At 36.3% G+C, this 25,066-nt stretch carries 19 protein-coding genes and 1 pseudogene; 12 read left to right on the top strand and 8 right to left on the bottom strand.

What is annotated here, in order from left to right:
* Positions 1-91 precede the first annotated feature (91 nt).
* The 4 genes from ggt (at position 92) to C6H17_RS02440 (ending at position 6,098) form a co-directional block, all read left to right on the top strand.
* Positions 92-1,780, top strand: a complete 1,689-nt coding sequence (gene ggt, locus C6H17_RS02455; protein WP_005219760.1) for a gamma-glutamyltransferase — start codon at positions 92-94, stop codon at positions 1,778-1,780.
* A gap of 310 nt (positions 1,781-2,090) precedes the next feature.
* Positions 2,091-2,978 carry a tRNA 2-thiocytidine biosynthesis TtcA family protein gene (locus C6H17_RS02450; RefSeq protein WP_005219759.1) on the top strand — a complete coding sequence of 296 codons (888 nt, stop codon included), beginning with the start codon at positions 2,091-2,093 and terminating at the stop codon, positions 2,976-2,978.
* A 196-nt stretch (positions 2,979-3,174) separates the two neighbouring features.
* Positions 3,175-3,588 (top strand): hypothetical protein, encoded by a 414-nt coding sequence (locus C6H17_RS02445; RefSeq protein ID WP_005219758.1) that lies wholly within the window; start codon positions 3,175-3,177, stop codon positions 3,586-3,588.
* 11 nt (positions 3,589-3,599) lie between these two features.
* Positions 3,600-6,098, top strand: a complete 2,499-nt coding sequence (locus C6H17_RS02440) for an endonuclease MutS2 (protein WP_005219757.1) — start codon at positions 3,600-3,602, stop codon at positions 6,096-6,098.
* A 33-nt stretch (positions 6,099-6,131) separates the two neighbouring features.
* Here the strand turns inward: C6H17_RS02440 and C6H17_RS02435 are convergent, their stop codons facing one another.
* Together C6H17_RS02435 and C6H17_RS02430 are read right to left on the bottom strand one after the other, a co-directional pair.
* Entirely contained in the window at positions 6,132-7,880 is a 1,749-nt protein-coding gene (locus tag C6H17_RS02435; protein WP_005219756.1) for a methyl-accepting chemotaxis protein, read from the bottom strand.
* A gap of 86 nt (positions 7,881-7,966) precedes the next feature.
* Entirely contained in the window at positions 7,967-10,636 is a 2,670-nt protein-coding gene (locus tag C6H17_RS02430; RefSeq protein WP_005219755.1) for a hypothetical protein, read from the bottom strand.
* A 164-nt stretch (positions 10,637-10,800) separates the two neighbouring features.
* Between C6H17_RS02430 and C6H17_RS02425 the strand changes: the two genes are divergently transcribed.
* The gene (locus tag C6H17_RS02425) at positions 10,801-11,568 is read left to right on the top strand and encodes a dipeptide/oligopeptide/nickel ABC transporter ATP-binding protein (protein WP_005219754.1); all 768 of its coding nucleotides are present in this window, start codon (positions 10,801-10,803) and stop codon (positions 11,566-11,568) included.
* A 150-nt stretch (positions 11,569-11,718) separates the two neighbouring features.
* Here the strand turns inward: C6H17_RS02425 and C6H17_RS02420 are convergent, their stop codons facing one another.
* Entirely contained in the window at positions 11,719-12,981 is a 1,263-nt protein-coding gene (locus C6H17_RS02420; protein ID WP_005219753.1) for a hypothetical protein, read from the bottom strand.
* Positions 12,982-13,168: 187 nt separating this feature from the next.
* On the opposite strand from C6H17_RS02420, the pseudogene C6H17_RS02415 reads away from it, so the two are divergent.
* The 5 genes and pseudogenes from C6H17_RS02415 to C6H17_RS02395 all read left to right on the top strand — a co-directional run.
* Positions 13,169-13,477 (top strand): annotated as a pseudogene (locus tag C6H17_RS02415) (paraslipin); the annotation flags it as partial.
* 97 nt (positions 13,478-13,574) lie between these two features.
* Positions 13,575-14,045, top strand: a complete 471-nt coding sequence (locus C6H17_RS02410; RefSeq protein WP_020995958.1) for an NfeD family protein — start codon at positions 13,575-13,577, stop codon at positions 14,043-14,045.
* A 621-nt stretch (positions 14,046-14,666) separates the two neighbouring features.
* Entirely contained in the window at positions 14,667-15,389 is a 723-nt protein-coding gene (locus C6H17_RS02405) for an RICIN domain-containing protein (protein WP_005219750.1), read from the top strand.
* A gap of 10 nt (positions 15,390-15,399) precedes the next feature.
* Positions 15,400-16,221 (top strand): cytolethal distending toxin subunit B family protein, encoded by an 822-nt coding sequence (locus tag C6H17_RS02400; protein ID WP_020995957.1) that lies wholly within the window; start codon positions 15,400-15,402, stop codon positions 16,219-16,221.
* 14 nt (positions 16,222-16,235) lie between these two features.
* Positions 16,236-16,787, top strand: coding sequence for a toxin (locus C6H17_RS02395; protein ID WP_005219748.1), 552 nt, complete (start codon positions 16,236-16,238; stop codon positions 16,785-16,787).
* 189 nt (positions 16,788-16,976) lie between these two features.
* Here C6H17_RS02395 and C6H17_RS02390 read toward each other — a convergent pair whose 3' ends face one another.
* The 3 genes from C6H17_RS02390 to C6H17_RS02380 all read right to left on the bottom strand — a co-directional run bounded on the left by C6H17_RS02390 (position 16,977) and on the right by C6H17_RS02380 (position 19,026).
* Positions 16,977-17,129 (bottom strand): hypothetical protein, encoded by a 153-nt coding sequence (locus C6H17_RS02390; protein ID WP_020995956.1) that lies wholly within the window; start codon positions 17,127-17,129, stop codon positions 16,977-16,979.
* A 65-nt stretch (positions 17,130-17,194) separates the two neighbouring features.
* Positions 17,195-18,499 carry a hypothetical protein gene (locus C6H17_RS02385; RefSeq protein ID WP_005219746.1) on the bottom strand — a complete coding sequence of 435 codons (1,305 nt, stop codon included), beginning with the start codon at positions 18,497-18,499 and terminating at the stop codon, positions 17,195-17,197.
* A gap of 29 nt (positions 18,500-18,528) precedes the next feature.
* A complete protein-coding gene (locus C6H17_RS02380; protein ID WP_005219745.1) occupies positions 18,529-19,026 on the bottom strand; it encodes a hypothetical protein in 498 nt (165 codons plus the stop codon).
* A gap of 338 nt (positions 19,027-19,364) precedes the next feature.
* Between C6H17_RS02380 and C6H17_RS02375 the strand changes: the two genes are divergently transcribed.
* Positions 19,365-20,516, top strand: coding sequence for a trans-sulfuration enzyme family protein (locus C6H17_RS02375; RefSeq protein ID WP_005217827.1), 1,152 nt, complete (start codon positions 19,365-19,367; stop codon positions 20,514-20,516).
* Between the two features lie 411 nt (positions 20,517-20,927).
* Here the strand turns inward: C6H17_RS02375 and C6H17_RS02370 are convergent, their stop codons facing one another.
* A complete protein-coding gene (locus C6H17_RS02370; RefSeq protein ID WP_005217829.1) occupies positions 20,928-21,812 on the bottom strand; it encodes an ankyrin repeat domain-containing protein in 885 nt (294 codons plus the stop codon).
* Positions 21,813-21,823: 11 nt separating this feature from the next.
* Positions 21,824-22,318: an HIT family protein gene (locus C6H17_RS02365; RefSeq protein ID WP_005217830.1), complete on the bottom strand. Its 495-nt coding sequence runs from the start codon at positions 22,316-22,318 to the stop codon at positions 21,824-21,826.
* Positions 22,319-22,475: 157 nt separating this feature from the next.
* Between C6H17_RS02365 and flgL the strand changes: the two genes are divergently transcribed.
* Positions 22,476-25,028, top strand: a complete 2,553-nt coding sequence (gene flgL, locus C6H17_RS02360) for a flagellar hook-associated protein FlgL (protein ID WP_005217831.1) — start codon at positions 22,476-22,478, stop codon at positions 25,026-25,028.
* Positions 25,029-25,066: the final 38 nt, after the last annotated feature.

Raw genomic sequence — 25,066 nt, 5'->3', positions numbered from 1 at the left:
GAAATAATGAAGCACAATTTTACATAAGGAAGAAACTATGGGTTTTAACATTCATAAAAGTTTAGGTGTAACACCGCTAAAATCTCTTGTGATGACAGGGTTTTTAAGCGTGAGTGCTGTGTTTGCAGCGAGTTATCCTCCAACACGAGATACAACAGGCACAGGACTTGCGATGACGAGTAGCCCTTATGCTACTGCGATAGGAAAAGCTGTGCTTGATAATGGCGGAAATGCGATTGATGCGGCGGTAGCAGTTGGCTATGCTTTAGCGGTAGTCCATCCTGCTGCCGGAAACATCGGTGGTGGTGGCTTTGCTGTCATTCACCTTGCAAATGGTGAGAATATTACACTTGATTTTAGAGAAAAAGCCCCGTTAAAAGCCACAAGAGATATGTATTTGGATAATAAGGGCAATGTGATTCCAAATGCTTCAACACTTGGATATTTAGCTGCGGGAGTGCCCGGCACTGTTAAAGGTATGAGTGCTATGCTTGATAAATATGGCACAAAGCCGCTTGGCGAACTCATGCAACCTGCTATCGATTTAGCTGAAAATGGCTTTGTGATTACTGATAGACAGGCTGAAACCATGCTTGAAGTAAAAGATGATTTAGCTAAATTTGCAAGCACGAGAAAATACTTTTTAAAGAAAGATGGCTCACTTTATCAAGGTGGGGATACACTCGTGCAAAAAGATTTGGCAAAGACCTTGAGACTTATACAAAAAGAGGGTGAGAGTGCGTTTTATCAAGGGAAAATTGCAGAATTGATCGTTGCTGATATGCAAAATAATGGCGGTATAATCTCTAAAGAAGATTTAGCACAATATAATGTGGTATGGCGAAAGCCAGTAACAGGCACATATAGAGGCTATGAGATTATCTCCATGTCTCCACCAAGTAGCGGCGGGACACATATCATTCAGATTCTAAACACAATGGAAAATGCAGATATAGCTAGTCTAGGTTTTGGCTCATCAAAGTCTATTGCCTTAATGACTGAAGCAATGCGTCAAGCCTATGCTGATAGATCGGTATTTATGGCAGATCCAGATTTTTTCAGTGTGCCAACTGATAAATTATTAGCAAAAGAGTATGCAAAAAAAATCTACACAAATATACTCAATGCAAAGGGCAAGGCAGTCCCTAGTAAAAATATTAAGCCCGGACTTGGTGTTATAAAAGTAGGACAACCTATAAATCACAAAGAGGGTAATCACACTACACATTATTCAGTAGCAGATAAATGGGGCAATGCTGTAAGCGTAACCTATACTATTAATGCAAGTTATGGTGCGATAGCAGCGGTTGAAGGGGCTGGATTTATACTTAATAATGAAATGGATGACTTTTCTATTAAACCCGGTGTAGCCAATCTTTATGGCTTAGTAGGCGGTGAAGCAAATGCGATTGTCCCAAGGAAAAGACCGCTAAGTTCAATGAGTCCTACAATCATTCTAAAAGATGGTAAGCTATTTATGGTAGTGGGCAGTCCGGGTGGTGCAAGGATTATTACCACTGTGTTGCAAGTGATTTCTAATGTGATTGATCATAAAATGGATATAGCAAAAGCGGTAGAATCACCAAGATTCCATATGCAATGGGAGCCAGATGAGATTCGCATTGAGCCTTATGGTATGACAAAAGATGTGCAAGATAATCTTAAAAGAATGGGATATAAAATCACAGAATTACCGGATATGGGTGACGTGAGTGCAATTTTGCGTGATCCAAAGACAGGCATTATCTATGGAGTAAATGATCCAAGAAAAGAGTTTTAAATAAGGAAAATGTCAGCGGAGAATAATTTTATTTAAAAGAGATTCTTTATTGCTTAAATTTGTAGCAATGAGAGATTATTTCTGTAATAAATCTTATTTTTATACTGCTACTTTTTGTCTATATCTCTGCAAGTTTGCGTGTAGTTTGTAAAATATGCGTAACTTGTGGGATTATATAACACAATCTCTAAAATACTATCATACAAGATTCTTGCAAATTGAAACACGCTAAAGCAATATGCTATCTTAAATCTATATGTTTTTATGCTACACTTACAGCTTTTACATCACAATATAAAGAAGTCTAAACATGCAAACAACAAAACAAGCAATATGGCAAATACAAGACAATCCACAGGTAAATAAACTCTCCCCTTTTAAGCACGAAGAAATCTTACAGCATATAATAAACACGAAACGCAAAGACAGCAAAGAAAATCCAACAATTAGCAAAAAGATTCTAAATATCGTTGGTCGCACAAATGCAAAATATAATCTCATTAAAGAAGGCGATAAAATCTTGCTTGGGTTGAGTGGCGGTAAAGATTCCATGCTACTTGCAACTATTTTTGCATATATGAAAAAACATGCACCTTTTAAGTTTGAGTTTCTTGCTATGACGATTGATTATGGCAGGGGTGGTGAGTATGAGTATATCTTTGAGTATTGCAAAAAGCTAAATATCCCTTATGAGCTTAATCGCACGCAGATATTTAAAATACTTGAAAATCACAAGAAAGAAGGCACGATTTATTGCTCTTTTTGTTCGCGTATGAGACGCGGTGAGCTTTACAGCATGGCGTTAGAAAGGGGGTTTAATAAAATCGCATTGGCACATCATTTAGATGATGCCGCAGAAAGCTTTATGATGAATCTCACTTACAATGGTGCTTTGCGTTCTATGCCTCCATACTACAAGGCACAAAATGGGCTAGGCGTTATCCGTCCGCTTATCTTTGTGCGTGAAAGGCAGATTATAGACTTTATCGCAAGTAATAATATCTATATCGCACCTGATTGTAACTGCCCTATAAACTGGCTACCAGAGGATAAACGACCAAAAGCTAGAGCCGCGAATAAAGAGTTATTAAAAGATTTAGAATCTAAAAATCCAAATCTATTTAAATCACTCAAAAACGCCTTTAGTAATATTCACGCACAAAGCTTTTGCGATGAAAGGTATATGGATTCTGAATAATTGCTTAAAAGTATTTTGAGTAATAAGGCATGAGTTTAGAGGCGATATACTCATGCCGTTGGATTTAAATAATTTTACCTATTTTTTGCAAACTCCAATTGTCTCATAAGTTACCAATCAAACCCAAATCAAAAGTCATTTTATTTTTAATGCTATAATTTCGCCTTTACTAAGCTAAGTCAAATTAGGGGTTTTTGTGCAAAATGCATTTGATTTCATTGTGATTATTATTAGCGTATTGTTTAGCTTTGTGCTGTTTTGTGTAGTTTTATATCAAATAGAGAGTGTAAAAAAGGGGATTAAATATAGCATTGCAATCATAGCGTTTTGTTGTGCTTGTGGTGTGATTAGCCATGCACAAAAGCAAAGCATTATACAAGCAAAAACTATAGAATTTAAACAAGCTTTTTACAACAATGAAACACTTGTTTGTATGCAGGACAACACAGAAGTGCATGTGCATAAATCAAGCTTTGTGTATTTTGAGGAATTAGGCACATTTTCTGGCAAAGATTCCACAAAAGACCCAAATGTGAAAGGTTTAAATGTGCCTATTCTCTCATGCACGCAGCATGTAACGACCTATGATTCCGATTTTATCAATGATTAAAAGAAGCAAATATGAGTAAAAAGAAAAAACAAGCAGAAATTAAGCCTAAAGCCCTCACAAAAGCCACTATACAGAATCTCCAAAGCACAACAGATTCTAATACACTAAAACTTCTTAAGCAAACTCTCACAAAGCTTGGCTTACAAGATTTTTTACACACTTTTAGTGCTTATTTCTCAAGGCAGATAAATACAAATAAAACCCTTATAAATGAAAACGAGATTCTATTTAGCGATGATAAAACGCTCTCTCATATACTCCATATCCCCTCACATGAAAAGCTAAAGGCACTGATACAAGCCCTTGATACTTATAGCAATATAGAATCTTTAAAGTTACCAAAAGTGAGTTTGCTTAATAATGAGATTCTAAGTCTCGCAAAAGGTGGGGTATTGCGACTTTATGATATTTTTCAATGTTTATGTATGATAAAGTTTTTCTATGATTTTTCAAAAAGAGAAGATATAGACAATGAGTATTTAAAAGAGTATGTAAATAAGTTTGTTTTCCCAAGTGAGATTACTTCTTTGTTGGCATTTTTTGTATTTACTTCTAAGCAAAATAGCACATCACCACAAAGCTATTTAAATAAAGAAGCAGATAATGAGCTAAGCACCCTATATAAAGCCCTTGAAAATAAGCATAAAGAAAAGCAAGAAAGGCTATATAGCATTCTACATACAAGCAATTTGCAAGAATATCTGGTCGATAAGCAAATCCACTTTTTTGAAGATAATGCAACGCTTTTAGTGCGTGCTGGCTATGCAAATGTATTACATGCACGAGTGATTGGTCGCTCAATGCATGGCTTTTTCTACATTGTGCCTTTGAGTTTAGAATCTATAGAATCTCACATTCACATTTTACAGGACAAGATAGAAGAAAGGCTTTTACATCTAGCAAAGGAATACAGCAAGATTCTAAGCAAACATATACATTTTTTGCGTTTCATTAATACTGAATATGACTTTATGGATAGGGCGTTAGCAAGGCTGCATTTTGCAAAGGATTTTAACTACTCGTTTGTATTTGCAGACAATAAAAACACTTCAATAACCTTGCATGAATACGCACATCCAAGCCTAAAAAATCCTATCCCTTTAAATGTATCTATGCCTACAAATCTTTTAATGATTACAGGTGTGAATGCTGGGGGTAAGACTATGCTTTTAAAAAGCATTTTAAGTGCCTTATGGTGTGCAAAGCTTTATATCCCCATGCGTATAAATGCGGCTAAATCACAACTCCCCTTTATGAAAAATATCCACATTATCGCCCAAGATCCACAAGATTCGCATAATGATATTTCTACATTTTCAGGTCGCATACAAGAAATTAGTGCATTATTATCACAAAAGGATATGATACTAGGCGTTGATGAGATTGAGATAGGCACAGATTCTAGCGAGGCGGCTAGTCTTTACAAAGTGATTTTAGAAAAGTTTTTAGCAAATAGCACAAAGCTAATCGTTACCACGCATCATAAGCATTTAGCCGCTTTGATGGCGGATAATATCCATACAAGACTGCTTGCAGCCACTTATGACTACAAAAGGGCATGTCCTACTTTTAGCTTTATAGAGGGCATAGGTAAGAGCTACGCCCTAGAGTGTGCAAAGCAGTATGGAATCCCACAAGAAATAATCGATGAAGCCAAAAAAGTGCATGGCGATGAAGCAAACAAGCTAGAAAGATTAATTGAAGAATCGCATACGCAAATCACCAAAAACAAGCAAGATTCACTAAAACTTCAAGCCCTAATAAAAGAGCAAGATACTAAAATACAAGAGCTAGAACACACAAAAAGTAAGCTAAAAGCAAGGTTTGAAGAACAAAGCCTAACATTAAAAAGACACTATAACGAAGCTATAAAAGAAATAAAAATGTTAGCCAAGCAATCAAGCGGGAATCTAAAAGCATTGCAGAATCTAAAAGAGCTTGATACTAACACCTTGCAAGGCACACAAGAGATTGTGAAAAATATCCATAAACTTCTCAATAAAGCACATAAAAATGAAGCAAAAAGTCCAAAGATAAACATAGAATCTACGCAAAAATATAGCCTAAATGATATAGTGCAATATCAAAATAAAATAGCAAAAATCATCGCACAACATAAAGATTCTTATAGTATAGAATTACAAAATGGAGTGCGACTAAAAGGCGTGAGGGGCATAGAGTTAAAGCCACTAAGCCCAAAGCAAATAAAACAAGATTCTAATATTTTATACAATCAGGGCTATAAACTAGAAGCAGACATCAAAGCGACAACAAGGCTTGATTTGCACGGCTATACAAAAGAAGAAGCACAAATGCTACTTGAAGATTTTCTAAATCATGCCATTATGGCAAGATTTAGCGAAGTGCTTGTGGTACATGGCTTAGGCAACGGAATCTTAAAAAGAATGGTGGAAAACTTTTTAGATTCTTGTGATTATATAAGGGGATATACACAAGCCCCACCAAACATGGGCGGCTTAGGTGCTAAGATTGTATATTTAAATGGGTAAGTTTAGGCTAGTTTCTAAAACCATAAAAACACCTTAAAACTTCTTACTATCCACATCTTCTAATATCTTATTTGCAATAGAATCTACTGCATTATAGATTTCTTGTGAATGATTTGCAATGCTTACATTTTGTTCTGTAATGCTTTCTAATTGTGAGATTGTCTCATTCATATTACCTACATTTTGTGTTTGCTGCTTTATAGATTCTGCCATATCATTAATGCTTTGGACTAAGACATTTGTGTTTGCTTCAATCTCACCTAAAGACTTTTGCGTTCTCTCTGCTAGTTTTCTCACCTCATCTGCAACGACTGCAAAGCCTCTGCCATGCTCCCCTGCCCTTGCTGCTTCAATAGCAGCATTGAGTGCTAGTAGATTTGTCTGATCAGCTATATCTCTAATAATGCCTATAATACTCTTAATGTCTTCGCTTTGCTTGATGACTTCATCTGTTTGACTTGAGACACTTTGCATAGATTCTGTGATAGTCTCTATCTGATCTGCTGTATTTTGCAGAGATTTACTTTGCGTATGCGCACTTTCTGTGAGATTTTCAACTGCGTTTTCTAAATCTTTGTTTTTCTCACTCAATTCATGGGCGTAATTTGCTGATACCTTTAGCATGTGTGCGATAGAATCACCTAGTCCATTTATCGCTACACCAAAGCCCTTTGCATTCTCGATTCTATCGGTAAAATCATTATTTGCATAGGAAGTAAATACGCGTTGGCTTTTCTTCAAATCATCGCCTAGCAATTCTAACAAGGTAGAAGACATAGCATTTATCGCATCTTTTAATTCATTAATTTGCGGATTAAGGCTATTACACACTACAAGCTTGCCAAATCGCCCAACTTTTGCTTCTTCTACAACATTCAACACATCTTGCACGAGTATAGAATCTTGCTCTAAAGATTTATTTGTCTGCTGTATATTATCGCCAATGGTTTGAGCCATACGACCTAACTCATCTTTAGATTTTAAAGGGATAAAATCTATATGTGGAATCTCTCGGTTAAGATAGCGGAAAAAAGACACAACATTATGTTGTAAAACCTGTATCCCTTTCATCAAATTACTATAAAACATAATAATTGAAGGGCAGAATATAATTAAGAAAATGACGACTGAAAGCCACATATTTCTATATAAAATATCTTGCATACTGGTAAGCATAAGCTTTGATATTTTCCCTGTATGGTCTTGCAAGGTATCAATATATACACCAGTTGAAATCCATATATCATTTGTATTTGGTATCATAGCTGAATACGCAACCTTTTGTGCCTCGCCAAGCCGCCCATCTGGTAGTGGTTTAGAAAATACGAAATATACAAATTTTCCCTTGCCTTCCTTTGCATTCTTATAGAGTTCTTGCACATAATAGACTCCATTAGAATCTTTTGCATTTTCTAAAGAAGTCCCGATTAAATCTTTTCTGTTTGGGTGTGCTACATTGATATGCCCTTTATATGCAAAATAATAGCCAGACTTATCGTTTTCAAAGTGAAAATCTTCAATAGCTTTTGCGATGATTTCAATTTGTGCTTTTTCATCTAAACCAGCGACTAACGCACCAAGACTTGATGCCATAGAATCTGTGCCTAACTTTATCTTTTCTTCTATCTCTTTTTGTATGACTTTATCAAGGTTATCTTGCATACTTTCAGCAATTTCTTCTTTTCCAAGCAGCATAAAACCAACAAAGATTGCAAAACTCATTAAAGAACCAAGTGCTAGTGCCAAAAACTTATATTTCAATGACAGATTGCTATACATCATTATGTTACTTCCCACTCTTAAAATAAAGTTGGGATTATAGCATATTTTACAGCATTTAGAATGATAATATATGAAAAATAAAATTCTTATGACAATTTCTTACTTTGATATAATGGACGATGTAAAATAAGTAAAGCAAGAATGCAAAGCATACCTACAAAGATAACTTCCCCAAATGAATTGAGTGCTTTTGTCTTGCTTATGATTAAGATTCCAAATGATACGCCTGTTGTTAAAACTGAAAAGAATATCGCATGGGCTGTGCGTAGATTCTGCCCTTCTTTTACAGAATAGATCCCATAATCAACACTTACAACTACAAGGATAAGCAAAGCAAAAAGATGCATGATATTTAGCGTGCTATGTGCTGCTATCACACAAAGCGTGCAAGCAAGTGGAAATAATACAAACACAACAGAATCTAAAAATGCCTCTCTAGCTGTAATAAAAAGCATACAAATCATTAAACATAACGCAATAGCAAGGACTATAAGCATAGGCTTATAAATCGTATCTGTGATATTATCCATAATATGCTGTAAGCCTCGCATTTCAATGCTAGATTCTGTGTTTTTTGGCTGTTGCATGTTGGTGTTAGAATCTTTTATGCTTTCAAGTGATTCTGCATTCTCAAGCTGTTTTGAAAAAGTTTTAATATAATCTAAATCACTATTATTTACGATAGCTAAATAATAGAATCTTTTTGTGCTAGATTGTGTAGAATCTTTAGTTTCTGCTGTGCTGTTAGATTCTATGTTTGTATCAGTAGATTCTGTAATTTTATTAGAATCTTTAGTTATCCCAAAATCTGTAATAGCATTATATTTTATAGAATCTACAATAGCTTTAGAATCTCTATCTTCCACAACAATATTAAAGCCCATAGCAGAGAGATTCTCTAAGCTTAGTTGTGGTTTATCACCAAGCATATAACTCTCTTTAAACATAGCAAATAGCTCATCTATAAACGCCATTTTATCTTCTAAACTCATATCTTCATCTATGGAATCTTCATTTAATATTTGTAGTATTTTTGTGCGTAAATGCGGGAGTGATTGCAATAATGCGGCTTTATTGTCTGCTACAAGCTTAGATTCTATAAATTTAGCATTTAAATCCATTTGACTTTGTGTAGGCAAGAGTGAGAGTGGGATAAAAGTCTTTGCATTGTTTGTATGTAAAAAGTCCTGCAAATCCCTAGCAAGAGCAATTAGGCTATCAAGACTACTACTTGATAATAAAATCTGTGTCGTATTATTTTGTGCGTTTGTAAAAAATGTGCGTTCATTCTGCATACGCTTATTTTGATAATCAAGCTTTGAGAGATCAAAATCAAGTCGCAAAAACATAAACGCAAACACAAAGGCACACAAAGACAGCCCTAAAAATGTATAGCTAGAGACTTTTTGGAATCTAATCTGTGCGAGTTTGGGGAATAATCTAGGCTTACTAAAACCAATCTTTGGATACATAAACGCAAAGCTAATATAGCAAAGTGTAAGCGAAATAATCGCGTATAAAGAAAGTTGAGAAAGCAGGGGAAATGGTATAAACAAACACGCACTAAAGCCAATAATAGTGGTAATATAGCCATAAAATACAGGGCGATTAAACACCTTTTTGCCACCTACATAGAGATTGAAGAAATTATGATGCATCATGTAATCAATAGCAATATTGCTAATCCCCATGCCAAAGCTTAATGCCATAATCGTTACCTTTGGATATACGCTTGATACCACTAAAATGGCGATAATATTTGCAGTGATAAGAGTGCAAATCGTATTTAATGTAAGCAGTGGAATGCGGATAATCACAAAATACAGCGTAATAAATGCAAGGGTTGCAAAACTTAGCAAGAAATTGACTTCATTAAGGATTAAGCCTAGATTTTCTACACTCATAAAATTTTGTGAAAAATACCGAATGTTTGGATACTCTGTTGCAATGCGTGCAAAGCCCTCCAAAGTCTCTTTTACACTCTCACTTTTTACATCTTTCATCGTTACAATAGCCATATAGCCATAATCTTTTGCCACAAAAATATAGGGCTTTGGTGTCTGCAATATTAAAAGTTGCAAAGGATCACTTGGGTGAAATACCGTATTATAAGATTGTGCGTTGTTTTTAGATTCTATGTTTTTATCATTTTGAGCCTTTAAAAAAGGTGAAATATCCTTATTTTCATTGATTTTAGATTCTATATCTTTTTGAGTATTTTTCACATTCTCTTTTTTAGAATCTTTATTAGAATCTACACTTTGTTTAGATTCTATATCTTTAGAATCTCTCATTTTTTCTATATCAATTAATCCACTATCAAGCACCTCTTCTTCAAGCATTTGAGATTGTAGTGATTGTAGTCCATTTAGCACACGCGATTCAATCTCTTCTTTTGTAAGCACCTTATCTAAAGGCTTGGGACTAGCAGTATAGAGATAATCCTGTGCGAGAAAATCTTCTAGAGATTCTGAAGCACTTGTGCGAGTAATCACACTATCTATATTTGGCACATCTTTTATTTTAAATAAAAACTCATCTAGCGTATCCCTAGATTCTTGACTAAATCCTTTTATAGCTACAAGGATATGATTTGAGTTTGCAAACTTTTGATAAATGTCAATGATTTGCTTATCCTCTGTTTGTGGGAATAAATCAAGCACTTCTTGCGTGATTTTTATCTTATCATTATAGAAACACAATAAAAACAAAGCTGCTGCAAACACCAAAGCAATAACATTTATAAAGCGACGCATAAAAACCCTTAATAATTATTTTTTCAAATATAATGCAGTGTATTTGCCCTTATTTCTGTTGATTATCTGTTTTTAAATCCCGCATTATATCCTAAAATTTATGCTAAATTACACAACAATGACTTATATTTGTTATTATAATTCACACATAAAAAAGGAAAATCATGCTACTAGAAGTTTGCAACATTAATCATACTTTCACATATAATACTTTTTTTAAAAAACACACAAAACAGATTCTAAATAATGTAAGTTTTAAAATGAAGCAAGGGGAAAACATCGCACTTATAGGACCTAGTGGTTGCGGCAAAAGCACATTAGCAAAGATTATCGCACAACTCCAAAAGCCACAAAGTGGGCAAATACTCTTTAATGGCAAGGCAGTAAATTTAGAGAATCTTCAGCAAAAAAAAGAGTTTTACAAACAAGCACAAATATTATTCCAAGACCCCTTAAGCTCTCTTAACCCACGATACAATGTCCTAGAGCATTTACAAGAGCCACTCAACTACCTTTTAAATATTCAAAGTAAATCAGCACAACTACAAAAAATATACCCCATTTTAGAGCAATTAGACCTGCCAAAAAGCATACTCTATCATTATCCCGCAATGCTTTCTGGCGGACAAGCACAGCGGGTATGTATCGCACGAATGCTACTTATAAAGCCCTTATTTGTTATCCTTGATGAGACTACTTCTGGGCTTGATTATGAACTACAAGAAGAGATATGGAATCTCTTTTTAGATATGCAAAAAACATATAACACAACCTTTTTGTTTATCACGCACGACCTTATACTCGCAAGAAAATATTGTCAAAGAATTCTACTCATGGAAGAGGGCAAGATTATCGAAGATCTAAATGCAAACGATGAATTTAAGTCGAATTTAGGCAAAGAGTTTGACGCATGTTTCCACGCGGTGTTGTAATACAAAACTACATGGTTTTAAAAGAAAGTGTTTTCGTAAGTTAAACGCCATTAAGTTGCAACATGATTTATCATTCCTTTTAGTATTTTTCATGCAACTACCTTAAATAATAGCAAAATTTTGAACATGTATCACAAAACTATATGTTAATCAAGGCAAATCACTCACAATAAGCTGTGATTTATGGATATAACCTATCTTTGCTTCCGCGATTGTTTGTGTCTTTGGCGAAAGGCTTGGTGGGAAGTAAAGCACCTTTATCCATTCTTGTCCCATAACTTCTTTATAACCACTAAATTCAGCCCTTTCAAAGCCAAGCTGCCTTTGCCACTCACTCACGCCTTTAATTTCCCATAGCGACATATTGAGATTAAGCAATAAAATTGCATCACTTTTAGCAGTAGGGATTTGCTCTAGAATCTTACCATTTGGCTTTTCACGCAGATTCACATATCTATCTGTGCTGTTTAGTTTAAGCCTATATACATTCAATTCACTCTTTATGTTTTCATAGTCTTTTCTAGTATTTGGGTTATCTTGCAGCTTTTTTTCCACTTTGATATTTGTGATAGTTACATATTTCCCAGCCGCACACGCTGAAAAAACCCAAGGCATAATACCTGCAATCTCTACTTCCACTTCATAGCCTACACTCCCGCCAAGCCCATCTTTATACCACTTTGGCAAAAGCTGGGCAAGCTTGTCATAATATTTGCGCCCATCTAAAACAATATGCCCATCATTGATAAACTCTAGCCTAGAATCTTGCGTCTTAAAAGTGCTAAAATATGCAGGATAATCACACGCGCCCACTTCATTAGGCGGCAAAGAAAAGTCAGCATTAAAAGTAAGTATGCCTTTTGCCTTTACAGGCTTTTTAAAGATAAACTCACACTCGCCACCACCTGCATCACCATAGGCACAATTTCTTATCTCTTGCCCTTCTTCGTCTATTTTTGTGGCAAATGTGGCATTATGCTTAAAAAAGAGAAAAGATTCATAAGCCTTTTTGGTAAAAATCTGCTTAGAATCATTAAACCAGAATACTAACTCATTATACAAGTAATATTCAGGCTTCATCTCCTCAATGTCATTGCCTAAAGGAATGCCGTATTCTGCAAACAAATCCCCAAATTCTTTAGCAAGAAATGGGGAAAGTTTAGAGAAATAAACACTCGCAAACTCCCTATTACTCCCGCCATTATACACGCCATCTATCCCATCTACAATGCCAAATCTAGTGAGTGTTTGATATTCATTAAAGTTTAAATCTCTTTGCTTAGATATAGATTTTAGTTGCGTGAGATAGGCTTTTAGCTCTGTAAAATCCCCTTGCTTTATGCGATTTACATCAAGCTCCTTTGCAAATAAAAACGCACTTAACAAACACAGAAAAACTATAATCTTTTGCATATTAGCCCCTTTAAATTATATAAAAAACTTTTATAATGGTAGCATAGATTCTAAAGAGTTGCTTTACTAAAAAATCACCCCAGAATATTAAATGCCGTATTATCTAAAATCTTATGAGATTGAGTTTTGAATGAAATAGATTTTGTCGCTCATATCACAACCATTCAAAAAGACTGCATAAAAGCTTAGTGCTGTGGCAAGAAAGGGAGGCAAGGTGTTGCAAGCTGAAGCCATTGAGCGTATGGCAGATGCTAAAAAATATGAGCAAATCGCCCTAGCACAAGGACAGAGCGATGCAATGGAGCTTATCGCTAATCAAATGAGTAAAAACGCACAGGCAGCGGAGTTTTTGCTGACAAAGGAGCGGATTGTGGCTTTCACAGAGCTAAGTAAGAATCCAAGCAAGGATAAGGTGATTATCCCCTATGAGACGAGTGAGTTTATCGGTGGGCTTAGCGTGATAAGTGAATTTTTAGGCAAGGGTAAAAAGGCGTAGAATCTAGCTTGTGGATTCTAGGGCTTTGCTGCCAAATCTTAGAATCCAAATCCCTTATGGGAGTTTTCTAAAAACAATGCAAATATAAGGAAGTGAGATGTCGGCACTTATGCTTTTGGGGTTGGGGCTTGGCTTTATTGTGGCGGAGATATTTTTTGGCTCATTTTTCTTGCTTTTCATCGGTTTAGGGCTATGTATCACAGCGGGGATTGAAGCATTTGTGGGCTTTGGCAACATCATAGGTGGAAGTGTGGAAAGCGTGTATGCGTGGCAGGCGGTAAGCATTTGTGCTTTTGCTTTTCTTACACTTATTTTGCTAAGAAAGCCCATAAAATTGTGGTTTAAAGGCTCACAAGTCTATGAAGATTCTCTGCAAAATGGCGGTGTAGGTGAGATTCGGCAAGGAATGGTATATTTCAAAGGCACATTATGGGCGTATGAAAAAGCCCCTACATTAGATTCCAATGGATTAGAATCTAGCACATTAGAATCTAACACGCCACTAAAAGAAGGCGATAGGGTGCAGGTGTTAGAGATTAGAGATAATAAGGCGATTATCAAGGTTTGAGTTTTACTCCACAGTTACACTTTTTGCTAGATTCCTTGGCATATCTACATCATTGCCTAGCCGAATAGCAACCTCAAGGGCAAAGATTTGCAGTCGTGTTCTCCGCACACCGCACACTATGTAAATTAAGAAGAAACAACTTTGTTAGAATTGATAAAGATGTTTGGCATGCAAAAGACATTTATCCTGAGTTGTGCTACATTATGCCCTTTTACTACGCAAAGAAACATTGACACAGTGAAGCAATATAAGTTGATTTAGAGGACAAAAAACACTAGCGAGATTCAGTCAATGAGAAGTAGTGTTACAATATATCGTAGAATATCGCCAAGCTCACATTGCAAAAGAGAGTGTTGAATTTAGAGGATACCTGTTTAGTTTTGTAACTTTTTAGCATAACATAATATATAAATCTCATGCGTTTGCTTACGATACACAGAATTTCTAAAAGTTAAACTTTGCATGTAAATCCTTATGCCCCAACCTTTTGCGTATTATAATGTTACATATCGTATATTTACACACAAAAATGGTTTTTATAATGAGGCAATAATTCGCTTTATGCGTAGTTAGTGGATATTATATTAACGATGCAGTTACAACATACACTTAGGAATAGCTATGTCTAAGATTTTTACTTTACTTATCATATCGACTTTCACATTACTTACTGCCGCTTATGCTTCTAGTGATTATGAACTTGGCATTGGGAATTCCCCAACACCACCAGCTAATTCTAAAAAGCAAGTTAGTCTAGTGCAAGGACCCAACCTATCTAAAAAACTCATGCGTCCTAACACAGATAGGAAGGGTAATCACACGCCCACAAAGCATACAGAGTTGCCCCTGCTAGGCATTAATGGTGATTCTAGAAGCTATACTTCAGATCTTTTATCCATCATGAGTCCTGAAGGTGGGGTTTTGACGCTTTGGGCGTTAAATGTGGGAAATTGGGTGTGGGGCTATTCTCTCATAGATAGCAAGGATTTTGGTGGGGCTAGGATTTGGCGGATTTTTAATAAGGCTGATGGGAGTGCTGCTATACAAAATGCTAAAGAAGGCACTTGTTTAAGTGCATATAGAAATGGCGTGATTCACACATATTGCAATATGGAAGATCCTGCACAATTATGGACCTTCAATCTCTTTGATAATCAAGCCGTGCAGATTCAAAATGTCGCCACTAAGCAATGTTTGCAAACCCCAAGCAATCAAGCGACAAGATTTTTTAGCATTTTTCTTACAAGTTGTGTGAAAGGTGGTAAGCTAAATAGCGATCAGCAATGGTTTATCATCGCGCCACCTTTAAATGCTGGTGTAGTGTTTAGTGTAGATGGCAAATAAAGGAGTGTTGATGAAAGTTATTATACTTATGCTTTTTAGTTTTAGCCTACTTTTTGGAAAGATTGAGGACTATGTTGTCGGCACTTGGAATCTGCAAGGCTCTTCAGCTAGCACTGAAAATAAATGGAATGTCAGTGTAAGACAGCTTATCACCGGCGATAATCCTGTGGATATTTTGATGGTGCAAGAAGCCGGCAGTGTACCTACAAGTGCAAGACCAACGGGCAGAATGATTCAGCCCGGTGGGACGCCTATTCAAGAATATGTTTGGGATTTGGGCACTCGCTCAAGACCGCGTTCTGTATTTATCTATTATGCAAATATTGATGCTGGTGCTAGAAGGGTTAATCTCGCCATTGTAAGTGGTAGGCAAGCTGATGAAGTCTTTGTTATTTCACAAAGCACAATCGCACCTGAAGTTTCCCGCCCTGTGATTGGCATACGGCTTGGCAATGATGTGTTTTTTAATATCCATGCTCTTGCAAGGGGTGGTGGCGATGCTGCGGCGTTAGTTACAGCTGTGCATGATCATTTTGTTGGTCAGCCAAGTATTAACTGGCTCATTGCTGGTGATTTTAATAGAGATCCTGCAAACCTATTATCCGGACTTGATACAAGGATTACGAATCACACACGCATTGTTACGCAAAACTCTGCAACACATTTTAGTATGGGTGCGGCAAATAGAATCCTAGATTATGCGATAGTTGGCAGAAGCTCTAATGATAGATCTCGCTTGGCTTTACCCACAATTACCGCATTACTCATGGCTGCTAGTGTGAGATCGCACCTATCATCAGATCACTTTCCTGTGCGTTTTGGGAAATTTTAATCATAAGGATTGTAATGAAAAGATTACTAATAGCTTTAATGTGTGTCATAAATGCTTATGCGATAGATCCAGATTTACCCGATTTTGTGGAATTTACACCACCGATTTCACTAAGAAGTGCCTTTTCGGGTGATATTGTGGGCTTTGGAAAAGATAGAAATTGGGTTATACGCGATATTCCATTAACTGAAGATATGTTAAGAAACGATCCTTTTAAAGATTTTCATCTTGGGGCAGTGCAGTTTGTGCAAGTTGGCACAAAAGATATGTGCTTGGCGATTGCTGAAAGCGGATTATTTACACGCAAATCCTGCAACGATGACTTAAAATCAAAAAGATATGAAACCCTTTATACAATCATTCCCACCACCACACCAGCAGTGCAAATCCGCTCTTTTGTACTGAATAAAAATGAATGTATGACAGTGTTTAATAACCCACAACTTCCAAGAGGCAGAGGCATAGGAATCCGCCCTTGTGATGTAGATAGTCTCTTTTCTGTGGATTTAGATAATCTTTTTTTGATAAATCCGCCAATACGAGATGCAATGCTGATTAATCCTTAAGAATCTCATAGATTTTGGTTTTTTATAGAGTTTCATTTAAGATTTGTTATGTAGTAAATAAACTGCTGGTTAAAGTTAGATCCTGTAACATTAAAAAAAATAAAATCTAGTAAAATGCCACAAGATTTCTCAAAAACAATAAGCAATTCTTTTACATACGCCAAAATAAATATTAAGATTAGGTGGGGACTATCTTATTGGCACAGATCCCAATGCATTAAAGCTGGAATCTGACATCACATTTTCTAAGCTTCTTTGTGAGAAAAGAAACCACTCATCATATACAAAGCCAAGATCCTGCCAATCTATGCTATTTGGCTTATCACATATTTTTTGCAGCATTGTAGAATCCACTTTAAACTTTGGAAAAATCGCTAAAATGAAGCCTGATAAGCTTTGCAAGGGCTTTAGAAAGCGGTGAGTTTTTGCCTATTGGTATCAAGCAGATTTGAAAAGGTATTTGCGATATTTTGCATTATCTCTTTTTCATAAGGCTCCATTACAGAATCTACAAGCATACATTCTACAATATCATTTGTCAATTCATTGATAAAAGCTCGTGCATCTTCACTATCAAGCACACTTACAATTTCTTGTAAGTATCGAATGTAGTTTGTCTCATCAAGCTTTACAAGGCGATGTTCTGCTAATATATCTTCAAAAAGCTCTGTTGCCCCAAGTTTTTCAGCTCTTTCATACATTTTTTCTTTTTGCAACTCAATCTGTTTTGAAGTATTTTGCGGATGGTTTAATAGCATTTTATATATGCTAAAAACTGCACGAAATTCTTCAATTATTAAAACCTCTTTCGTAACACCAACATTACCCTTTTGCACTTCATCAAGCAATTCTTTCTTTGCTGCTTGATCTACACGCGGCGTAATATACTCATTATTAACCTCTACAAATGCTATATATCTATTAATGATATCTTTATTTGTAGTTTTGTATTGTTGTTTTATTTTTTCACAATATTCACTCAAATAGGATTTCAACTCATTGCGGATAGCTTTTTCTACGCTATCACGCCCAGTTTTTCTTCCAACTTGCACTAAATTTGCATTTAACATAACACTAGCATCAAAAATCTTTAAGAAATCCTCTATATCCTGCTGACTTCTTGAAGGCGAACATGTTAAGATTTGATATGCTTGAGCGATATATCTTTTTTCCTCATCATAAAGCACAAAGGGATTAAATGTCCTTACAGGGTTGATACGATATCTACCTTGCTGCTTTGTCTCTTTAAAATGCTCTTCCTTGCCCTTATCTTTTGCAGAACCACTTATAAGTTTATATGCACTATATCCAAGTGCAATCCCACCTAGTGTAGCCCCAGCCACAAGTGTCACAGGTGCAGCAACTGTTGCAACGGTGGTAGTCGCAAACAAGCCAAAGATACCACCAGTGGTAGTAGCTACTGTGCTAGTCCCAAGTGTCGCTGCTGTCAAGCCGCCAGCAGCTCCACCAATAGCTGTTGAAGCAGCACCACCCACATATTCAAAAAATCCAGTAGTAGCCTCTGTGCCACAAAAAAGTGTATCAAACGCTTTATCTTGATAATACCCTATTTCATCACTAGAAGCATTGCCTATAATACCTATAATCTCACTAGCGTCCATTGTTGTCATAAGTGTCGCGTAGTTTTGATCCCATTGCTGTTGTGAATCGAGTGGTTCGAAACCCATAGTACCTATTTCTCTCTCTGCCATAGTATTCCTTTCAATGTTAAATATGTAGTTTAAAAATCATTCCTTAATGCGTTAAAAATCTCTACTATAAGCTTAAAAAATTCTTTTGTAGCATGTGTTGCACCTGCGATAACTTGCTGAAGTGTGCTATCTAGCTCTCTGCCCCCTTTATTAACATAGTCAAGATAGCCACCGATAGTTGAACCAAGAAATGTGGATATAAGGGATAATATATCACCAATAAGTGGCATCATACCAAGAAATGAGCCAAACACTGCACCGATAATAGTGCCTAATGTTAAGTTTGGGTTATCTTGTATAAATTGATAGATCTTTGCAAATACGATTCTACCGATATTAATCAGCTTACCTGCTATTATCTTTGTTTGCTGAAAAAGCGTTACCATTTTACGATCAAATTCTGCTTTCATAGATTCTGGTAGTTTTAAACCACTAGACATTTCATCAATTAAACCACGCGCATTATCTTCATTAAAACGCGGATTATCAAATCTTTGTAATTCCTCAATCGCTATCGTTTTTGTCATAGCTTTGCTCCTTGTATTAAAATATTGCCAAAACAACTTTGCTACTTTACAAAAAAAAAAAAACAAATCAAGGGTAAATGTATAATAAATATGAAAAGTTTAAAATGTGAGATTCTACATCTCAATCTTGTCATAGTTTCATGTTATGGATAATATTTAGAATTAATGTTTAGAATCAAAGCAGCATAAAGCAATATCAAGTTATCAAAAATAAATAATTTTTTGCTAGAATAACATGAGTTTCGGTATATGCGAACTATATTTTTATATAAGATATAAATTTTATAGTTTATTATATATAAAAATATAAATTTGAGAGTTTTATAAAAAGGATTTCTATGCAAAGCACACTTGATACCACACTAATCCACGGGGGACTCACCACAGACCCACGCACAGGGGCGGTAAATACGCCTATTTACCAAACCTCCACTTACGCTCAAGATGAGTTAGGCAAGCACAAAGGCTATGAATACTCCCGCACCAAAAACCCCACAAGAGATGGGATTGAAAGCCTTATAGCCGAATGTGAGGGCGGGAAATATGGCTTTGCCTTTGCCTCTGGTATGGCAGCCCTTGGCACGATTTTAAGCCTATTTAAAAGCGGAGATTCTATCATCATCTCACAAAATGTCTATGGTGGGACTTTTAGAATCTTAGATAAAGTCTTTAAAAACTTTAATATTAACTATAAGATTGTGGATACAAGGGATTTAGACGCTTTGGATTCTGCCCTAACCCCTGAAGTCAAAGCCGTGTTGATTGAAAGCCCTGCTAACCCGCTTCTAAGCGTTACGCCCTTAGCAAAAGTCGCTGAAATTTGCAAGAAAAAAGGCGTGTTAAGTATCGTGGATAATACCTTTATGACGCCCTATTTGCAGCAACCTTTAAGGCTAGGCATTGACATTGTGGTGCATTCTGCGACAAAGTATCTCGGCGGACATAGCGACCTTGTAGCTGGGCTTGTGGTGGTAAATGATGAGAGTTTAGCTGAACGCATAGGATTCTTGCAAAATAGCATAGGCGGTGTATTGGCTCCATTTGATAGCTTTCTGCTTATCCGCGGTATGAAAACACTAGGCTTACGAATGCAGCGACATTGTGAAAATGCCCTGTTTCTAGCAGAATCTTTAAGCGAACACAAGGCGGTGGAAAAGGTGTATTACCCCGGACTAAAAAGTGATAGCGAATATGAAGCACAAAGCTCTCAAGCGCGTGGTGGTGGGGGAATGCTAAGCTTTATATTAAAGCCAGAATATGATTATAGAATCTTTTTTAAATCCACGCGTATCATCGTTTTAGCCGAAAGTTTAGGGGGTGTGGAGAGTTTGCTCTGCCACCCTGCGAGTATGACTCACGCCTCTATCCCCAAAGACTTGCGTGAATCTATGGGGATAACTGAAAATCTTATCCGCCTATCCGTTGGCATTGAATACGCTAAAGACTTGCTAGAAGACTTAAATCAAGCGATTGAAAAAAGTCGTGCGTAAGCGTGTCGTCGCCTACATACTTCATATTTAGCTATTTTCAGTCACTTGTGTTTTTAACCATGTGACCAACACTTATTGAAAATGGTTTAGTATACTAGCATCTAATTTTCACGCCGAAAACTTAGCCGACTCTTTTTACTTGCCAACTTGCTGTATATACTCTAATTTGAAATAGAAGATTAGGGTTAGTAAAATATTACATGCTCATCTCATTACTATTCGCAAACCTCCAAATTCCCAAAAAAACCGAAATGGATACAAATTTGCTTATTGTGTTTTAAAAACCACCTTTAAGATTCTAGGTTGTTAAATTTTACAAAAATATTCTAACTTATGGCTGTATGTTTGAATCTCTAAAGATTGTGATACATAGCATAATGCTATAAAAATTACTCTCAAAATGCCAATAAGCTATTTTTCAGAATCTCTAGGTTTTGTTTGCTTTTTTGGCGGTGGATTCCACAATCTTAACTTCATTGTTGTGCTATTAAATGCCCTCTCCATTCTGCCTTCTGCTTGATAGTCGATGCTAAATCCAGCTTTAATATCGACTTGTCCATCTTTATCGACTTTTAACGCATAGATTCCATGTGTGCCAATGGGTATGGTATTGATATTTGTGATAGTTGTGCCAGCAGGAATTGTGAGTGGCTTTTGACTACTTGCGATTAAGTTACCATTAAGATATAAGCCTGTATTAAAGATAACTAAAGGCTCATTTGTAAGATTTCTAATATTAAAAATAACCGCACTATTTGTGATTTTAAACGCACTTGCACTGATGGCAAGATTGTAGTCTTCAATGATTATTGGGGGGATTGTAATCTCTCTCATTGCAATTTGAGCGGGAGTTATGCCCTGAAAATTTGGGGCATTCATATCGCCTTGTGCGTTTGTAAGGATATTAAGCGTTTGTCTATCGCTATTTAATGCCGCATAATGCAGGGGCGTGTTGCCATTGCTTTCATCTTGTATATTTACTTTTGCCCCAGCGGTTACTAAGAGTTGCGTTATGTAGGCATTTTTATTACGCACGGCTTCATGCAATGCGGTCTTTCCATGATTTATCGCATTGACATCAGCCCCACCCATGATAAGTAAATATGCGATTTCTAAATGATTATTTTTTACTGCGGTATATAGCGGCGTGTTTCCCTGCCATCTCGCATTGACATCAGCTTTTAAGTCAAAGCCACTTTCCACATCGCTTAAAACATGGCTAAACAGCAAATAATCATATTGATTTGCCTTTAAGATTCCAAAAATAAAACATAAACAAACATAGATTTTTTTCATTTTATTCCCTTTTAGTTATATAAATGCTTCTTTGCAAGAGATGAAATTTTATCATAAATAGAATCAAAATCAACACCATACACACGACTATTTGCAATGCTGGTAATAAAATTTGTATCGCCTATGAAACGCGGGACAAAATGCAGGTGTAAATGCTCTGGGATACCTGCTCCTGCTGCTTTTTTGATATTTATCCCCATGTTTATACCGCTTGCCCCATACTCTTCTAGCATGGCGATAGCCTTTTGTGATAAGGTATTTAAATGTTGCCATTCTTCTTGTGATAGAAGTGTTGGTGTGTCAATATGTTTATGCGGGATAAGCATGAAATGTCCGGGCATATATGGGTATAAGTTCATAACGCCAAAGCATATAGAATCTCTATAAAAGACACGATTATTTGTATCATTATGTGGATTATGTGCTATATCACAAAATACGCATTCTTCGCTGCAATCTGATGAAAAGTAGCCACTCCGCCATGGTGAATAGATATGTGATAGCACAATAACCCCTTAACTTTATAATTTATTGTGTTTTAGCAAATGTTATTCCATATTTAAGTTTTAATGGAATACTAATTGCTTAAGTCGTTGCTAATACTCTAAACAGAGATAAACACAAGCTGATTAGCCTTGTGAAAATTAAGAGAAGGTTGCGATAATGAGAGTAACATTTGGGACAAAATACAATCAAATGCTAAATAATAATGGCAATATTACCTCAAACCTTAATGATATGAATACAAAGATTGCAAGTGGTAAAAAGATTCAGTATGGTTGGCAAGATGCAAGTGTGTCAAATCAGAATCTAAAGCTAGAATATGATGAGACGACTTTGCAGCAAGGCATAGATGTAGCACGCACAGCAGAGACTCAAACTCTAAATACAGATAAGGCTTTGCAAGAGATTTCACTTGCGATGGTGCAGTTTAAAACAAAGCTTTTACATGCGGCAAATGACTTGCATACGCCAACTTCAAGGGAAGCATTAGCAAGAGATTTAGAGGCTACAAAAGCACATATTATCAGCATTGCAAATACTTCTGTGGGTGGGAAGTTTATCTTTGCGGGAAGTAAAGTCGATGTGCAGCCTTTTGATTCTGTGGGGAATTATTATGGCAATGATGAAGAGTTAAGCGCACTTGTGAGTTCTAAGAATCTAGTCCCATTTAATATTACAGGTGAAGAGCTTTTCTATGGTTTTGATAATGATAAACACAGACTCATTACAACAAATGGGAGAATGCTTAATCAAACGCGACTTCACCCAGCAATTATGGATAATTCCGAAAAGCATAGTGAGCCAACTGAAGTATATATCAAAGAAGATGATACGCTTAGAGACTTAATAGGCGATAATGATAATAATCCACGAAATAATGGAAAAGAGTATTTCTATGTGCAAGGGGTAAATAGTCGCGGTCAAAGCTTTAAAGAGAAGTTTGCCCTAGATGTGGGCTTTACAAATCCAAAGAATGCTACAACGGTGAGAGACCTGCTTGATAGAATCGGCAAGGCATTTGGCAATACACATGCGACAAAAGTCGTTGATGTGCGACTAAATAATTGGGGGCAAATTGAGATTAAGGATTTGAAGCCCGGTAGCTCTAGTATTGACTTTCACATGATTTCTAGTGAAGCTGATGTAGAGAATCTAGCCGACCTTGAGAAGCTTGGGGCAAGAGTGCAGGTATATAGCAGTCAGAATCTTACTTCAGAATTTAGCGCGAGTAATCTTAAAGGTGTGAATGATTTATATGATAATCGCCTTACACATATCCCAACGACACTTATCCGCAAAGATAATGTAATGACAGAGATAGACACAAAGCTAGAGGATATTCTATCCGTGCCAACAAGATATATTAAAATCACAGGCACACCGCCAAATGAAAAAGATGGCACGATTAGCAATAGGGAGTTAGGTGAGCCTTTATTGTTTGATATAAGAGGGCAGGAAGTAAGAGATTTATTTGATGCGATTAAAGAGTATTTTGGTGGTAATATTGATGTGGAATTAGATCATGGACAAATAAATATCTATGATAGAAATGTGCGAAATAAAAGCACAGATACACTAAAGCCACCATTTGATGGAGAAAGGGGCTTTTCTATACGCCTTGAAACGCTTGGTGAGAGTGAAGAAGAGGTAAATGGCTTTACCTCGAGTCTTGGTGTGAGTTATACAAAGACTGGATTCCAACAACTAGGCTCAAAGATTAGAGGCAATATTTCACAATCTCTATCAGGGACTTCTGTGCTTGCAAACGATCATACAAAGCTTATTGAAGTAACAGATGGCTCACTCAATGGCAAAACTTACGGCTTTAAACTACACGATCATAATGGGATAGAGCTTGAAGCAAGCATTACTTTTACAAAACAAGGAAGCTTTTTAGAGCTACCCGCACAACATAGTGATAAAACTATAAAGATTCCATTGTTTGATCCTTATGATGAGCCACCAGCTGTTACCATTAGCGATGGAGATTCTGTAACTTATAGGCAGCTTATGGACGCTATGTCTATTGCGCTAAATTATAGTAATGAAGATGATAAATCTCTTAGTGCAGCACAAGTAAAAGGCGGAAAGCCCACTCAAGCACAAAAAGATGCGTATGAAGAATTGCTAGATAGAGCAAAATCAAACATTACCATTGACTTTGATAGTGAAGGAAAAATAGAAATACAAGATAATTTAAGGGCAATTACGCGTATGACAATGATGTTTTATGACAAAGCACAAGATGACTTTAGCCCGGAAGCTATCCGTTATTCAAATGCGAATGTAAGGCTTAATGCAAATGGTTCTCTTGTAGTAGATGACCCAAAGATTCACTTCTTTAGAGGGCTAGATGATGCTATCCAGTCTGTAAGAGATGGAATCTATCGTGCAGGGGCGTTGCATGGGCAAAGATATGATGATACAATGAAAAGTCTTGGTATCCAAAACTGCATTGAATTAATCGATCATTTAAGCGATCATATCGAAAAAGTCATATCTAAAAATGGGGCTCATACTCGCACATTCCAAAACTCTGTGGCAAGAAATGAGATTATTAAAACGCAAGTAAGCGGCATTAAAGGCGATACGATAGGAGCAGATTTGGCAGAAACTTATAATAAATTCACAAATCTAAGTAATAACTATCAAGCCGTGCTATCATCAACAAACCGCATTAATAACCTTTCACTTGTGAATTATCTTAATTAAGATTCTAAAGAATCATAATCACAAGGAAGTGCAAGGGT

It is taken from the genome of Helicobacter rappini, assembly GCF_900198625.1.
GTDB classification, from domain to species: Bacteria; Campylobacterota; Campylobacteria; order Campylobacterales; family Helicobacteraceae; genus Helicobacter_A; species Helicobacter_A rappini.
The sequence above is the reverse complement of the archived record's forward strand: the minus strand, read 5'-3'. Positions and strand labels throughout refer to the sequence as shown.

Bases quoted from the DNA above. Each gene is read 5' to 3' on its own strand.
- C6H17_RS02380 (WP_005219745.1), bottom strand. From the start codon at position 19,026: ATGACAAAAACGATAGCGATTGAGGAATTACAAAGATTTGATAATCCG.
- C6H17_RS02420 (WP_005219753.1), bottom strand. From the start codon at position 12,981: ATGCAAAAGATTATAGTTTTTCTGTGTTTGTTAAGTGCGTTTTTATTT.
- C6H17_RS02370 (WP_005217829.1), bottom strand. From the start codon at position 21,812: ATGAAAAAAATCTATGTTTGTTTATGTTTTATTTTTGGAATCTTAAAG.
- C6H17_RS02440 (WP_005219757.1), top strand. From the start codon at position 3,600: ATGAGTAAAAAGAAAAAACAAGCAGAAATTAAGCCTAAAGCCCTCACA.
- flgL (WP_005217831.1), top strand. From the start codon at position 22,476: ATGAGAGTAACATTTGGGACAAAATACAATCAAATGCTAAATAATAAT.
- ggt (WP_005219760.1), top strand. From the start codon at position 92: ATGACAGGGTTTTTAAGCGTGAGTGCTGTGTTTGCAGCGAGTTATCCT.
- C6H17_RS02435 (WP_005219756.1), bottom strand. From the start codon at position 7,880: ATGATGTATAGCAATCTGTCATTGAAATATAAGTTTTTGGCACTAGCA.
- C6H17_RS02395 (WP_005219748.1), top strand. From the start codon at position 16,236: ATGAAAAGATTACTAATAGCTTTAATGTGTGTCATAAATGCTTATGCG.
- C6H17_RS02430 (WP_005219755.1), bottom strand. From the start codon at position 10,636: ATGCGTCGCTTTATAAATGTTATTGCTTTGGTGTTTGCAGCAGCTTTG.
- C6H17_RS02375 (WP_005217827.1), top strand. From the start codon at position 19,365: ATGCAAAGCACACTTGATACCACACTAATCCACGGGGGACTCACCACA.
- C6H17_RS02400 (WP_020995957.1), top strand. From the start codon at position 15,400: ATGAAAGTTATTATACTTATGCTTTTTAGTTTTAGCCTACTTTTTGGA.
- C6H17_RS02450 (WP_005219759.1), top strand. From the start codon at position 2,091: ATGCAAACAACAAAACAAGCAATATGGCAAATACAAGACAATCCACAG.
- C6H17_RS02425 (WP_005219754.1), top strand. From the start codon at position 10,801: ATGCTACTAGAAGTTTGCAACATTAATCATACTTTCACATATAATACT.
- C6H17_RS02390 (WP_020995956.1), bottom strand. From the start codon at position 17,129: ATGCTGCAAAAAATATGTGATAAGCCAAATAGCATAGATTGGCAGGAT.
- C6H17_RS02385 (WP_005219746.1), bottom strand. From the start codon at position 18,499: ATGGCAGAGAGAGAAATAGGTACTATGGGTTTCGAACCACTCGATTCA.
- C6H17_RS02410 (WP_020995958.1), top strand. From the start codon at position 13,575: ATGTCGGCACTTATGCTTTTGGGGTTGGGGCTTGGCTTTATTGTGGCG.
- C6H17_RS02405 (WP_005219750.1), top strand. From the start codon at position 14,667: ATGTCTAAGATTTTTACTTTACTTATCATATCGACTTTCACATTACTT.